Origin of the sequence: Streptomyces sp. Ag109_O5-10, assembly GCF_900105755.1 — a bacterium.
In the GTDB taxonomy this organism is placed as follows: Bacteria; Actinomycetota; Actinomycetes; order Streptomycetales; family Streptomycetaceae; genus Streptomyces.
Genome location: NZ_FNTQ01000001.1, coordinates 4494742 through 4508353, shown reverse-complemented (window position 1 = coordinate 4508353; position 13612 = coordinate 4494742). Strand labels below are relative to the sequence as shown.

General features: G+C 72.7%; 10 protein-coding genes. 7 read left to right on the top strand and 3 right to left on the bottom strand.

The features are described from left to right. Nucleotides 1-151: 151 nt before the first annotated feature. A complete protein-coding gene (locus BLW82_RS20645; RefSeq protein ID WP_093500553.1) occupies nucleotides 152-1372 on the top strand; it encodes an NAD(P)/FAD-dependent oxidoreductase in 1221 nt (406 codons plus the stop codon). A gap of 47 nt (nucleotides 1373-1419) precedes the next feature. Here BLW82_RS20645 and BLW82_RS20640 read toward each other — a convergent pair whose 3' ends face one another. The 3 genes from BLW82_RS20640 to BLW82_RS20630 form a co-directional block, all read right to left on the bottom strand. Continuing rightward, nucleotides 1420-1740: an antibiotic biosynthesis monooxygenase family protein gene (locus tag BLW82_RS20640; protein WP_093500551.1), complete on the bottom strand. Its 321-nt coding sequence runs from the start codon at nucleotides 1738-1740 to the stop codon at nucleotides 1420-1422. 281 nt (nucleotides 1741-2021) lie between these two features. Further along, nucleotides 2022-2750, bottom strand: coding sequence for a DUF2625 family protein (locus BLW82_RS20635; RefSeq protein WP_093500549.1), 729 nt, complete (start codon nucleotides 2748-2750; stop codon nucleotides 2022-2024). 145 nt (nucleotides 2751-2895) lie between these two features. Continuing rightward, nucleotides 2896-3540: a GNAT family N-acetyltransferase gene (locus BLW82_RS20630; protein ID WP_093508173.1), complete on the bottom strand. Its 645-nt coding sequence runs from the start codon at nucleotides 3538-3540 to the stop codon at nucleotides 2896-2898. Between the two features lie 284 nt (nucleotides 3541-3824). On the opposite strand from BLW82_RS20630, the gene fxsA reads away from it, so the two are divergent. The 6 genes from fxsA (at nucleotide 3825) to BLW82_RS20600 (ending at nucleotide 13496) form a co-directional block, all read left to right on the top strand. Beyond that, a complete protein-coding gene (fxsA, locus tag BLW82_RS20625; protein WP_177233018.1) occupies nucleotides 3825-4010 on the top strand; it encodes an FxSxx-COOH cyclophane-containing RiPP peptide in 186 nt (61 codons plus the stop codon). A gap of 367 nt (nucleotides 4011-4377) precedes the next feature. Continuing rightward, entirely contained in the window at nucleotides 4378-5748 is a 1371-nt protein-coding gene (gene fsxC, locus BLW82_RS20620) for an FxsC protein (RefSeq protein ID WP_093500545.1), read from the top strand. Further along, on the top strand, nucleotides 5738-9754 hold the full coding sequence (fxsT, locus tag BLW82_RS20615) for an FxSxx-COOH system tetratricopeptide repeat protein (RefSeq protein WP_093500543.1): 4017 nt from the start codon (nucleotides 5738-5740) through the stop codon (nucleotides 9752-9754). Before fsxC ends, fxsT begins: the two co-directional genes overlap by 11 nt. Nucleotides 9755-9873: 119 nt before the next feature. Further along, nucleotides 9874-11082 carry an FxsB family cyclophane-forming radical SAM/SPASM peptide maturase gene (locus BLW82_RS20610; protein ID WP_093500541.1) on the top strand — a complete coding sequence of 403 codons (1209 nt, stop codon included), beginning with the start codon at nucleotides 9874-9876 and terminating at the stop codon, nucleotides 11080-11082. A 41-nt stretch (nucleotides 11083-11123) separates the two neighbouring features. Continuing rightward, nucleotides 11124-12176 carry an aKG-HExxH-type peptide beta-hydroxylase gene (locus tag BLW82_RS20605; protein ID WP_177233017.1) on the top strand — a complete coding sequence of 351 codons (1053 nt, stop codon included), beginning with the start codon at nucleotides 11124-11126 and terminating at the stop codon, nucleotides 12174-12176. Between the two features lie 147 nt (nucleotides 12177-12323). Then, nucleotides 12324-13496, top strand: a complete 1173-nt coding sequence (locus BLW82_RS20600) for an IS4 family transposase (protein WP_256215588.1) — start codon at nucleotides 12324-12326, stop codon at nucleotides 13494-13496. Nucleotides 13497-13612: the final 116 nt, after the last annotated feature.

Below are 13612 nucleotides of genomic sequence, written 5' to 3'. Positions count from 1 at the left end.
TTCCGATCTCCTGAGCCCTTCCGGTCTTCTGAGCCCCTCCGAGTTCTCCCGGGCGATGTGAGCCGCTTCACACCGCCCTCCTGTCAGGAAACGGCGGCCCGCCCGGTTCAGGGGGCGACCCGCTGAACAGCTGGATGACAGGAGTACGGACATGCAGCACCGCATCGTCGTCCTCGGCGCCGGATACGCCGGAGCCGTCGCCGCCGGCCGCCTCGCCCGGCGGCTGCGCCGCGAGGACGTCGCGATCACCCTCGTCAACGCCGAACCCGACTTCGTCGAGCGCGTCCGGATGCACCAGCTCGCGACCGGCCAGGAGCTGCGGCCCCGGCCCTTCGCCGAGATGTTCGCCGGAACCGGCGTGCGGCTGAGGTTCGCGAAGGTCACGGCCGTGGACGTCGACCGCAGGACGGTCACCACGCTCCCGACCGCCGGGGAAACCCGGGAGCCGGAGGAACTGGAGTACGACACCCTCGTGTACGCCCTCGGCAGCACCTGGAACGACCAGGGCGTCCCCGGCGCCGCCGAGCACGCCGACGAGATCGCGAGCCGCCCCGGAGCGCTCCGGCTGCGCCGGCGCCTCGCCGCGCTCCCGGCCGGAGCGCCGGTGCTCGTGGTCGGCGGCGGACTGACCGGCCTGGAGGCCGTGACCGAGATCGCCGAGGCCCGCCCGGACCTCGACGTCGCGCTCGCCGCCCGCGGGGCCCTCGGCGACTGGCTCTCCCCGAAGGGCCGCCGCCACCTGCGGAAGGTCGTCGACGGGCTCGGCGTCACGGTGCACGAGCACACCGACGTCACCGCCGTGGCACCCGGCCACGTGACCACGGCCGAGGGCGGGCCGGTCCCGGCCGCGGTCACCCTGTGGACCACCGGCTTCGCCGTCCACCCGATCCCGCGGGCCACCGCCCTGGAGGTCACCGGCGCGGGCCGGATCGTCGTCGACCGGACCATGCGCTCGGTCTCGCACCCCGACGTGTACGCCGTCGGCGACGCGGCCCAGGCGACGGGCCCGGCCGGCAACCCGCTGCGCATGTCCTGCGCCTCGGGCCTCCCGATGGCCTGGCAGGCCGCCGACGCCATCGCGGCCCGCCTGACCGGCGGAAAGCTCCCCAACATGCCGCTGCGCTACTACAACCAGTGCATCTCGCTGGGCCGCAGGCAGGGCCTGGTCCAGTACGTCACGGCCGACGACCGCGCCGTACCGGCGGCGCTGACGGGCCGCACCGCCGCCCGCTACAAGGAACTCATCTGCAAGGGCGCGGCCTGGGCCGTCTCCCACCCGATGCTCGGCCTCCCGTCCCGCCGCCGCCCCCTCGTACCGGCCCAGCCCCGTTCGGCCGCACCTCTCACGACCACCCCCGAAAAGGCCGCCTGACCACTCACCGCGCCGGTGCCCACGGGGGGCACCGGCCCCCGGCCTCGTCAGCCCTTCGGTCCCGCGGACTGCACCACCTCGAACGACCACAGCGTCGCCCCGGAAGCCGCCGGCTTCGACCGCTCACCCTCCGCACCGCCCTGGTGCGCGGCCTTCATCGGCCCCTCCATCCACGCCTGAAAGGACTCCTCGTCCTTCCACCGCGTGTACACCAGATACTGCTCGGTCCCCTCGACCGGACGGAGAAGCTCGAACCACTCGAACCCGTCCGAGCCCTCCACGGCATGCGCCCGCGACGCGAACCGCTTCTCCAGCGTCTCCCGCTGCTCATCCGGCACGGTCAGTACGTTGATCTTGACTACGCTCATGCTCCCATCCTGTCGCAAGGGTGATCAGGAGAGAGCGACCAGGAGCCGTGTCCGGGCGTATCTGGCGGCCGGTGACCGTGTTCCGTGGTGCAGCCTTAGCGTCCGTGGTCATGTTCGAGTGGTGGCATGTGCCGGCGGACGACGAACGGCAGGGGGCTCGGAACGGTCGGGCTCTGGCTGAAGGACCGGGGAGAGGGACGGGCATCCCATCCACGGCTCCAGAACAGAGGGGACCCGGCCCACCAAGGCCACACCCTCCGCCGAGGGGTCGGCCCTCCGACCTATACCGCACCAAGGAATCCCGGATCGGCCGGGCCCATCTGCCGGGCGAAGTCAGCGGCGACGCCAAGGACTTCACGGATCGGCACGGCACGGCGACTGGTGCCGGCGAGATCCGCTTGAGCCTCCTGCGACCACAGGAACGGAATCACCGAGATGCCCTGCGAGAAGGGCAAGGCGGCCGCCTCCGCACGCCAGCCCGGCCAGCGGAGCCCTTCGTAGAACTTCTCCAGCCGCCCGGACAGCATCCAGGACATCCACATCGAGTGACCCATCTCCATCGCTTCCCACTCCAACGTGTCGGGGGCGAAGTAGGTCATCTGTCCCGGGACACCGGGCCGACCCGCCGCTTCCGGGTCGTGGCCGTTCAGCGCGAACACTCCGCCCAGCACGTCGTGGCCGACGACCAAGCCCTGCGCCGGATGCCAGGCAGGATCGAAATCGGAAGGGAACGCGTTGACCTGGGCAAGGCTTGGCAGACTGCCGTCGTCTTCGCCCGACCCGCCGCCGAACACACGCACCCATCCGTCATCGAGGACCAGGCCGCCGCTGTTCAACGCGACGGCGCCGAGCGCCGATCGTGCCGTGACCTGCATCTGCAGCAGGCTCCGACGGCTCTCGCCCCGTTCAACGGGCAGTACCCTCACCGGAACAGCGCCGGCCGCGAACAGCTCCTGCAGCGCGGGCCAGGCCGGATCGCCCACGTTGATCAGCTCGTCAGTTCCACGCACCCGATGATGATCCCAGTGCTGCCCGGTGTCTCCGACGCCCGGTCCAAGGGGCCGGGTTCCGGTGGACGGAGGGGGCCCGGCGGATGCTCGGGCGGTCATGTGCGACGACCGCCTCCGGCACGTGAGCGAAGGTGAGGCAGAGCAGCTAGCCGATGCCCAGGACGGGCAGGCACTCCCTGATGCCGGTCAGCTCGATGTCGTCCCGGCGGACCCGTTCCCACGCGTCCCGGGTGAGCCGCCACCGCTGGATCCGCGCCGGCTCCCCGCGGCGGGTGTCCCAGTCCGTGCCGTTCTCTTCATAGCCCAGGGCACGGGAGACGCGGTTGGACGCCTCGTTGTCGACGAAGGCGTCGCTGCCGGCCTCGCGTGCGCCCAGTCCGGCGAAGGCCAGGTGCAGGACCGCCGCCCGCATCTCCCTGCCGAGTCCCTGTCCGCGGCTGCCGGGGGCCAGCCACGAGAAGCTGGACACCGTGCCGAACCGCGTGAAGTCGCCGGCGACGAGGTCCTGCATGCCGACCGGTTCGCCGTCGACGAGGACGGCGAAGTACAGCCGCCAGGAGTCCGGACTGACGCGGGCGCGGCCGGCCCAGACGGCGCGCAGCCATCGCCATTCCCGCTCGGGGCTGTCGGCGTAGAACGAGCTCGGGTCGTCGAACGGCCACGGCTCGGCGTCGGCGATCCCGGACCGCACGAGCGGCACGAGACGTTCCAGCAGTTCGTCGGAGGCGCCGGCCAGCGTCAGACGGGGCGTGCGGACTTCGACGTTCAGCGGCGGATAGGTGTGGGCCACGCCCGGACGGTAGCCAGCCTGCCCGGCCACCGCATCCGGTTTTCCCGGCGCCCCGGCCAGGGCGCCTGGGCACTGACGTTCGATCAGTAATGGCCGGAAGGCCGGTCCGGGGAGTACGGCACCGCACCTGCCGAGGCCGCGGTCCCGGCGCGTGCCCGCGGCGCGAATCGCCCCGCGCGTCCGGGTGCGACGGTGCTTGATATAAGGCGGTCCCTGACCTGTAGGGTGAGCGAACTATGTGTGCCCCAGCACCTACAGGGCACGCCCGTGTGCGAAGGATGTCGATGGACGCTGACGCTCGGATCGACTCATGTCTGCTCGACATCGCGGACCTGAGCACGGAAGCGTTGGAGGGGCTGCTCGGGGAGCTGCCAGACAACGCGCTGGGCGCGGCGCTGCGACGCATGGTCGACGAGGCGGTCAACCCGGTCGGCGTGCCGTACGCCGCCTTCGACTCCGCGATGGGCTGAACCTCCCTTCCGCAGTCGTGCCACGCGGCCTTGCCCCTTCGGCTCCGCGACGGGCTGAACCTCCTTCCCGCAGTCGTGCCACGCCGCCTTGCCCCTTCGACTCCGCGACGGGCTGAACCTCCCTTCCGCAGTCGTGCCACGCGGCCCTACCCCTTCGGCTCCGCGATGGGCTGAGCGCCTCCCCGTAACCGCGCCGCGCGGCCTTCCCCTGCCCCTCGGTTCCTGCTTTTTCCGCCCCCCTGCGCGCACTTGACAGGTGATCAGAAGTCGGCAGCTTGAGGTCTCACCCCTCGGGGTATGACCCGGACATGCTCTGGCATTCAGGTGGCACACTGTCAGGTCGGCCGGAGAGCACTCGGGGGGCGCCTTGGTTCAGGAGCCGTATTTCTTCCTCAGTTATGCGCGGAAGGACAACCCTGACGAGTTCGTGAAGCGGTTCTACGACGACCTGGTGCTGGAACTCCGTCAGATCGGCGCCGATCCCGCGGCCCAGCCACCGTTCCGGGACGTCGAGGGGCTGGGCCTGGGCGACGACTGGGCGCGGGTGCTCGGCGCCGCGGTCGGACACTGCCGTGCCTTCGTCGCGCTGTACTCCCCGGCCTACCTGAACAGCGAGTACTGCGGCAAGGAGTGGACGGCCTTCCGGGACAGGCTGCGCGAGTACCGCCGGGAGACCGAGATAGACGTGCCTGCGCTGGTCCCGGTCCTGTGGGCGCCCATGGAGGGGGACCTGCCGGACGAGATCGCCCGCTTCCAGTACCACGAGGCCGACATGGGCCAGGAGTACGTCACGCAGGGACTGCTGCAGATCCTGCGCACCGACCCGATGGGCCTGGCCTACCGCAGGGTCGTCCGGAAGGTCGCCGCCCGGGTGCGGATGGCCGCGGACCGCTTCCGGCTGCCCTTCACGTCCGGTCTCGACCTCGGCGAGGTCCGCGGCCTCTTCCCCGCGGGCGGGCACCGGCGGGCCGCCGCACCGGGTGCCGGGCACGTGGAGATCTTCCTGGCGGCCGGCGTCGCGGACGCGCTGCCCGAAGGACGGCACCGGTCGGAGTACTACGGGCGCTCGCCGCGGGAATGGACGCCGTACCATCCGCCCAAGGACCCCACGGTCGCCCGGCGGGCGCAGCGAGTGATCATGGAGTCGGGCCCCTACACCAGCAGCGTCGAGGTCGTCGACGCCGGGCTGAGCGACCGGCTCGACGAGTCGATGGCCAACAACCAGACGAGCATCCTGCTGGTCGACCCGTGGGCCGCGCGCAGCCCGGCCTACCGGGACGTGCTCGCGGACTACGACCGCCAGAACCGCCCGGCCACCGGCGTCCTCGTGCCCTGTCACGACTCCGACGAGGAGTCCGGCGGCGAGTCGGTCTGGGAGGACCTCAGCCACGTGTTCTGGCGCAACTGGCGCCGCCAGAACGACCCGCACGACCCCCTGTTCCGGGTACGGGTGGGCGGGGAGGAGTTCGACGAACGGCTCTCCGTGATGCTGGTGGTGGCCCAGAACCGGCTGATGGAGATGGAGAGCACCACTCCCTTCCGGGTTCCCACCGGTCCGCCCCCGCCCCCGATGACGGGGCTCACCGTCCCGGGCCCCGTACCCGCCGTACCTGCCGACATGCCGCCGCGGTTCCCGTTCCTCGGCGGTGCCCCGACACCCCGCCCGGAGACTGCCCCGCCCCCACCGCAGCCGCACGGCGGACGATCCGTTCCGAAGGACCCAGACGATGACCAGTAGCACCGGCGGACCGGGCAAGATCGTCACGTTCTACTCGTACAAGGGCGGCACCGGGCGCACCATGGCGCTCGCCAACGTCGGCTGGATCCTCGCCAGCGGCGGCCACCGGGTCCTGCTGGTCGACTGGGACCTGGAGGCCCCCGGCCTGCACCGCTATCTGCACCCCCTGCTGGTCGACCCCGAACTGCGCTCCTCCGACGGTCTGATCAACATGGTGCAGGGCTACGTGCGCACGGTGCTGAGCCCCGAGCCGCCCCCGGTCCGTGCGACCGTCGGCGGCCCCGGCCCCCGCCCGGCCACGACCCCCGGCGCCGGCCACGACGGCTGGCTGCGGGAGGCCGCGGACCTGACCCCGTACACCGTCGGGCTGCTGCTGGAGTTCCCCTCCGGCGGCCGGCTCGACTTCCTGCCCGCCGGACGCCAGACGGCCGCCTACTCCGCCGCCGTGACCAGCTTCAACTGGCACAGCTTCTACGACCGGCACGGCGGCGGGTACTTCCTCCAGGCCCTGCGCGAGGAGATGATCGCCGCCTACGACTACGTGCTGATCGACAGCCGGACGGGCGTCAGCGACACCTCCGGCATCTGCACCATCGTCCTGCCCGACGTCCTCGTCGACTGCTTCACGATGAGCGCCCAGAGCATCCGCGGCGGTGTGGACGCGGCGGCCGCCGTGCGCCGCTCCGCACCCCGTGACATCAAGGTGCTGCCGGTCCCCATGCGGGTCGAGGAGGCCGAGACCGAACGGCTCGAGGCCGGCCGGGACTTCTCCCGCACCGAGTTCGAACCGTTCCTGAGCTGGCTCCCGGAGGAGGACCACAGCCGCTACTGGGGCGAGATAGAGATCCCGTACAAGGCGTTCTACGCGTACGAGGAGATCCCCGCCACGATCGCCGACCGGCCGCGCCAGGAGCGCTCGCTGCTCACCGCGTTCGAGCGGCTCACCGAATGGATCTCGGAGGGCCGGGTACGCCGGCTCGCCCCGCTGCCCGTGGACCGGCGGGCCGAACTGCGCGCCGCCTATCTGCGGGCTCCCCGCGCCCTGCCCACCCAGATCTACATCAGCTACGCACCGCTCGGCCGGGTCTGGGCGGAGTGGACGGCGGAGGCCCTGGAGTCGGTCGGCTACCAGGTCTCGCTGCACAGCACGGTCGCCCCGGGCGGCAGCGTCCTGCCCGAGGTGGCCGGCACCCTGAACGGCCAGGGCCGGGTGCTCGCCCTGCTGTCGCCCGACTACGCGATCCAGTCGCGGGCCGCCGCGATCCGCCTCCAGCTGGCCGGGCACGAGACACTCGGCGGCCCCGGCCTGGTCGCCGTCCGCATCCAGGACCTCGACCCGGCCGCCGCGGGCCCGTACCTCGAGAGCACGGCCGCCGACCTCAGCCGGTGCGGCCCCGCCGAGGCCGTCGACCAGCTCCTGGCGGTCCTCGGACCGCCCGCCGGCCGCCGGCTGCCGGACGGCTCCGCGGCGGCATCGGCCGCCGCACTGCCCGGCTTCCCCGGCTCGATCCCGGCGGCCCAGCGCCTGCCGTCCCGCAACCTCTCCTTCACCGGCCGCGGCCCGCTGCTGGAACGGCTCCGCGACCACTTCACCGCCGGGCCCACCGCCACCGTGCCCAGTCAGGCGCTGTACGGGCTCGGCGGCATGGGAAAGACGCAGACCGCACTCGAGTACGCGCACCGGCACAAGTCCTCCTACGACGTGGTCTGGTGGATGAACGCCGCCCAGCCCGGCCTGATCCGCTCCGCCCTCGCCGACCTCGCCCCCTACCTCGACCTGGAGGAGGGCGAGGACGTCGGCAGCACCGCGGAGGCCGTCCTGCGCGTCCTCGGACAGGGACAGCCGTACGACCGCTGGCTCCTGGTCTACGACAACGCCGGCAGCCCCGAGGAACTCGACGGACTCCTGCCCTCGGGACCGCCCGGCGGGCACGTGCTGATCACCTCGCGGGACCGGGCCTGGGTCAACAGCGCGGGCCGGGCCGAGGTGGAGGTCTTCACCCGGGCGGAGAGCGTCGAACTGCTGCACAGGTTCAGCCCGTTGCTCTCCACCGAGGACGCGGAGCAGATCGCCCGCGAACTCGGCGACCTGCCCCTCGCGGTGGGGCAGACGGCGACCTGGCTGAGCGAGAGCAACATGCCGGTCGACCGCTATCTCGCCCAGCTGCGGGACCGCCCCGCCGACATCCTCGACCACACCCAGCTGCCGCCCCGGGAGTACCCCAACTCCGCCGCCAGGACCTGGCAGATCGCGGTGGAGGACCTGCGCAGGCGCGACCGGGCGGCCGCCGAGATGCTGGAGATCTGCTCCTTCTTCGGCCCCGATCCCATCCCCATGCGGCTGCTCTACGGCCGGGCGGTCACCCGGGCGCTGACCTCGGACACGGACGAACCCCGCGACGAGATGGCCGTCGCCCAGCTGCTGCGCCTGCTCAACCGGTACGGGCTGGCCCGCAGCGACCAGGGCAGCGAGACCCTGAGCGTGCACCGCCTGGTCCAGGCCGTCATCCGCGACGGGGTCGGCGAACAGCGCTGGGCGGAGCTGCGCAGGGTGGTGCACACGGCACTCGCGGACGCCAACCCGGGCAACCCGGAGGCCACCGCCGACTGGGACGAGTACGACGAGCTCCTGCCCCACCTGGAACCCTCCCGCGCGTCCGCCGACCCCAACCCCGAGGTCCGCAAGCTGATCACCGACTCGGTGCGCTACCTGTGGAAGCGCAGCCTGTACAGCACCGCCTACGACCTCGCCGTACGCACCCTGGAGCGCTGGGGACGGCCGGACTTCCCGGGCGGCCCCGACGACACGCACACCCTGCTGCTCCGTACCCAGCTGGGCAACGTGCTCCGCTCGCAGGGGCGGCTGGTGGAGGCGTACGAGCTCGACGCCGACGTCCTGGAACGGTTCACCCGCACCCGGGGCGCCGATTACCCGGCCACCCTCGCCGCGGCCGGCAACGTCGGCGCCGACCTGCGGGCCCTCGGCCGCTACCAGGAGGCCCGCCGGCTGGACCGCACCACCTACGAGGCGGCGTACGCCGAATTCGGCGAGGACCACCAGCGCACCCTCATGTACGCCAACAACCTGGGCATGTCCGAGTACCTGGCGGGCGACCGCCGGGCCGCCCTGGAACTGCACCGCAGCGCCTACGAACGGCAGCGGCAGAACCAGGGCAGCATGAAGCCGCGCACCCTGAACCTGGCCAACAACTACGCCCGCGACCTGCGTGAGACCGGCGAGCTCCAGCAGGCGCTGAGCCTGCTGGAGACGACCACGCGGCTCTACCAGCAGCTGCTCGGCGACGGGCACAGCGACACCCTGCGGGCGCGCAAGAACCTGGCCGTGGCGCTGTGCCGGGACGGCAGGTACGCCGAGGCCCGCGACATCGACCAGGACATCTACAACCGCTACCTGCAGGCCCACGGCCCCGACCACTACGACACCCTCGCCGTCGCCTGCAGCCTGGCCGGCGACCTCGCGGCGCTCGGCGACATCACGCAGGCGCTGGAGTTCACCGAGCGGGCTCTCGGCCGCTACAAGGACTACCTGGGCGAGGAGCACCCGGTCACGCTGGTCTGCGCCAACAACATGGCGGTGTACCTGCGGCTGCAGGGCCGCCTGGAGGATGCACTCGCGCTCTCGGAACGCACCGCGGCCCACCTGCGCGCCGTCCTCGGGGAGAACCACCCGTACACCTACTGCTGCCTGCTCAACCACGCCAACGACCTGGTGGCGGCGGGCCGCATCGAGGAGGCCGCCCACATCGAGACCAGGGCGCGGGAGGGGCTGCTCGCCGCGTTCGGGCCCGACCACTACGACGCCATCGGCAGCGGCTCCAACCTCTCGCTGAGCCTGCGCGAGCTGGGCCGCGCGGCGGAGGCGGACGCCCTGCGCGAGGACGCCCTGGCCCGCGCCCGGCGCACCCTGGGCGAGCAGCATCCGACGACACTGGCGATCGCACGCGGGGTCCGGCTGGACTCCGACATCGAGCCGCCGACCACGTGAGCGCAGCGCGGTCCCGGTGACCTGACGGGCGGTAGGATGCGGCCACCCGCCAGCACCCGTTCCGTGTCGACCCGGCCGTCGGCGGGAGCGGCTCCGGTGCGCTCCAGCGAGGCTGGCCCATGGTCCCGTTCCGGCAGTTCCTGTTGAAGATCCACAGTCGCTGCAATCTCGCCTGCGACTACTGCTACGTCTACGAATCGGTGGACCAGAGCTGGCGCGACCGTCCCCGCGTCATGGCCCCCGACACCGTGCGCCGGACGGCCGCGCTGATCGCCGAGCACGCGCGCCGGCACCGCCTGGCCGAGGTGCACGTCGTCCTGCACGGCGGCGAGCCGCTGCTGGTGGGGGCGGTACGGCTGGACGCCGTACTGCGTGAACTCGCCGACGCCCTGCACGGGGTGGCCGAGCTGCGGCTCACGCTGCAGACCAACGGCCTGCGGCTGGTCGAGGACCCGGCACTGCTGCCGGTGCTGGCCCGGCACGGCGTCCGCATCGGGGTCAGCGTCGACGGTACGGCCGCCACCCACGACCGGCACCGGCGCCGCCCCGACGGCCGCGGCAGCCACGCCGAGGTGGCGCGGGCGCTGCGGCTGCTCGCCGACGGCCCGTACCGCGCCCTCTACGCCGGGGTGCTGTGCACCGTCGACCTGGCCGCCGATCCCGTCGAGACCTACGAGGCGCTGCTGGAGTTCGCCCCGCCCCGGCTCAACCTCCTGCTGCCGCACGGCACCTGGGACGGCCCGCCGCCCGGCCTCGCCGACCGCACCAGCCCGCCCCGCACGCCGCCCGGAGCGGTGCCCGGCGGACCGGTGCCGTACGCGCGGTGGCTGTGCGCGGTCTTCGACCGCTGGTACGACGCACCGCGCCGGGAGACCGGGGTGCGGCTCTTCGAGGAGATCCTGGCGCTGCTGCTCGGCGGCACCGCCCGCAGCGAGACCGTCGGACTGACCCCGGTCGACCTCGTGGTCGTCGAGACCGACGGCACGATCGAGCAGGCCGATTCGCTCAAGGTCACCTACCCCGGGGCCCCGGGCACCGGTCTCGACGTCTTCCGCCACACCTTCGCCGACGCCGCCCGCCACGAGGCCTTCCGGGCCCGCCAACGCGGGCTGGCCGGCCTCGCCCCCGTCTGCGCGGCCTGCCCCCGCGCGGCGGTGTGCGGCGGTGGCCTGTACGCCCACCGCTACCATCCCGGGGCGACGCCGACCCCCTTCGCCGCCCCGTCCGTCTACTGCCAGGACCTCGCCGTCCTCGTCGACCACATCGCCGAACGGCTGCGCCGGGACGTCACGGCGCTGCGCGCGGCGGCCCAGCCGGCGGCGAGATGACGGCGCCCCGCACCCGGCCCGCCCGCGAGGAGCAAGCCCCCGTGCCCGTCCCGCCCCCCGACCCGTCCGCTCCCGGCACCCTCGCCACGCACGACGTCGACGCGGCCCTGTTCGACGCCGTCGCCCGCGCCCGCGGCGGCACCGCGGCCGTGGCCGAGCTGAGACGCGGGCAGCTCAGCAAGCGCCGACTGCTGCTGGCGGCCGTCCGCCGGTCGCTGCCCCCGGGCTCCGGCTTCGACGAGCCCTACCGGCACCTGGCCGGCCTGTACCGCGACGATCCGGACCGCTGGCGGGCGGTGATGCTCCACCCCTACCTCGACGAGGGCCTGGCCCGCGCCCTGGCCGGGTGCGCCCACGGTGACCGGCCCGACCTCTCCTGGTTCGGCGAACTGGCCGCCGGCGGACCGGCCGCGCTCTGCGGGCCGCACCTGCTGGCCACCGAGTGCGACGGCCTGGTGCTGCGCCTGCGGCTGGCCGACCGCGGCCCGTTCCGCGACGTCCACGGCCATCTCCCCGCCGGGGAGCAGAGCGCCGACGAGGCCGAGCACTGGCAGCGCGCCCTGGACGGCGCCTGGCAGGTCCTGGTCCGCCGCCATCCCTGGCACGCCCGGGCCGTCGCCGCCTGCCTGACCACCCTGGTGCCGCTCGACCCCGCACCGGGCGGCACCGCGGTGAGCTCCGCGGCCCGCAGGGCCTACGGCGCCGTCGCCCTCTCCCCGCCCGCCGATCCCGTGCTCTTCGCCCTCACCCTGGTCCACGAGTTCCTGCACGTGCAGCTCGGGGCCCTGCTCGACCTGGTCCCCCTGCACGGCCCGGCGTCCCCGGCCCGCTACCACGCCCCGTGGCGCCCCGACCCCCGGCCACTGGACGCGCTCCTCCAGGGCACCTACGCCCACCTGGGCGTCTGCGACTTCTGGCACACCGAGCGGAGCACCGACGCGCCGGCTCCCCGGGCCGGGCGTGAGCACGCCACCTGGTACGGATACACCCGCGGTGCCGTGGACACGCTCCTGGGCAGCGGCGAACTCCTGCCGGCCGGCCGGCGCTTCACCGAGGGGATGCGAGCCGCCCTGGCCCGGCTGGGCGGCGACTGACCCGCCGACCGATTCCGACCCCGCCCCCGACCCCGGACGGGCCCCGGTCCGACCGGGATCCGACCCGGATCCGGCCCCCTAGGGGCAATGCCGTTGCGTTAGCTCGTGGGCGTACGCTGTTGTGCAGTGTTCCCGGGGGTGGTTCGGGTGTCTGCGGATGTCGGCGAGTTATCAGGCTTGGGTTTGCTGACCTGGGTGTACCCGTCCGGTCTGGTGGATCGTGCAGTGGCCGCGTGCGGTCGTGCGGAACAGCGCAGGCGCCTGCTGCCGGCCCGGCTGATGGTGTATTTCGTGCTCGGGCTGGCCCTGTTCTCGCCGGCGCCGTATCTGGACGTGATGAGGCATCTGGTCGAGGGCCTGCGTGGCCAGGGCCTGCTGGGTGACTGGCGCATTCCGGCGAAATCGTCACTGTTCCGGGCCCGTCAGCGGCTGGGTCCCGAGCCGCTGCGGGTCCTGTTCACCACGACCGCGAAACCGATGGGCACCGAGGGAACTCCGGGGGCGTTCTGGCGGGGGCTGCGGCTACTGGCAGTGGACGGGACCTGCTGGGACGTTGCCGACAGCGCGGCCAACGAGGCTGCCTTCGGCCGCCCCGGAAACAGCCGCGGCCACGACAAGAGTTCCTTTCCCCAAGTACGGATGGCCTGCTTGATCGAGGTGGGCACGCACCTCGTGCTGGACGCCGAGCTGGCCGGCTGCCGCACTGGGGAAGTCACCCTCGTAAGCCGCCTGCCCCGCTCCTGCGGGCCGGGACAACTCGTGCTGGCCGACAGGGAGTTCCTCGGTGTGCCGTTGTGGCGGGCCTTCACCGCTACCGGCGCCGACCTGTTATGGAGGGTGCCGGCCAACCGGGTCCTGCCCGTTGACCGGATCCTGCGGGACGGATCCTGGCTCTCCCGCATCCACGCTCACACCGATCCCGCGCACACCGACCCGGTCACGGTGCGGGTGCTGGCCTACCAGCTGAACGGCACCGGCCACGCGGGCGAGGACTACCGGCTGGTGACCAGCCTGCTCGATGCCCGCCGCCATCCCGCCCGCCAGCTGGCCGCGCTGTATCAGGAGCGCTGGGAGGCGGAAGCCGTTTTCGCCGAGCTCAAGACGCATCAACGCGGAGCCCGCGTGGTGATCAGCAGCAAAACACCAGAAGGTGTCCTGCAGCAGATCTGGGCACATCTGCTGGTCCACCACGCGCTACGCGAGCTGATGGTGAGAACCGCCGCCACCCGGAGTCTGGATCCCGACCAGGTCTCCTTCACTGAGACCTTGCGCTCTGCCCGGCGCAGCGTGACCGTCACGCCGGGCAGTTTTTCCCCCTGACCTGCTGGTGAGAGCGCTCGTCCTGCTCCAGCATGACCTGCTGGAACGACTCCTGCCGCACAGACGCCTGCGCAGCCAGCCTCGCGTCGTCAAACGCAAGATGTCCAACTACCGCC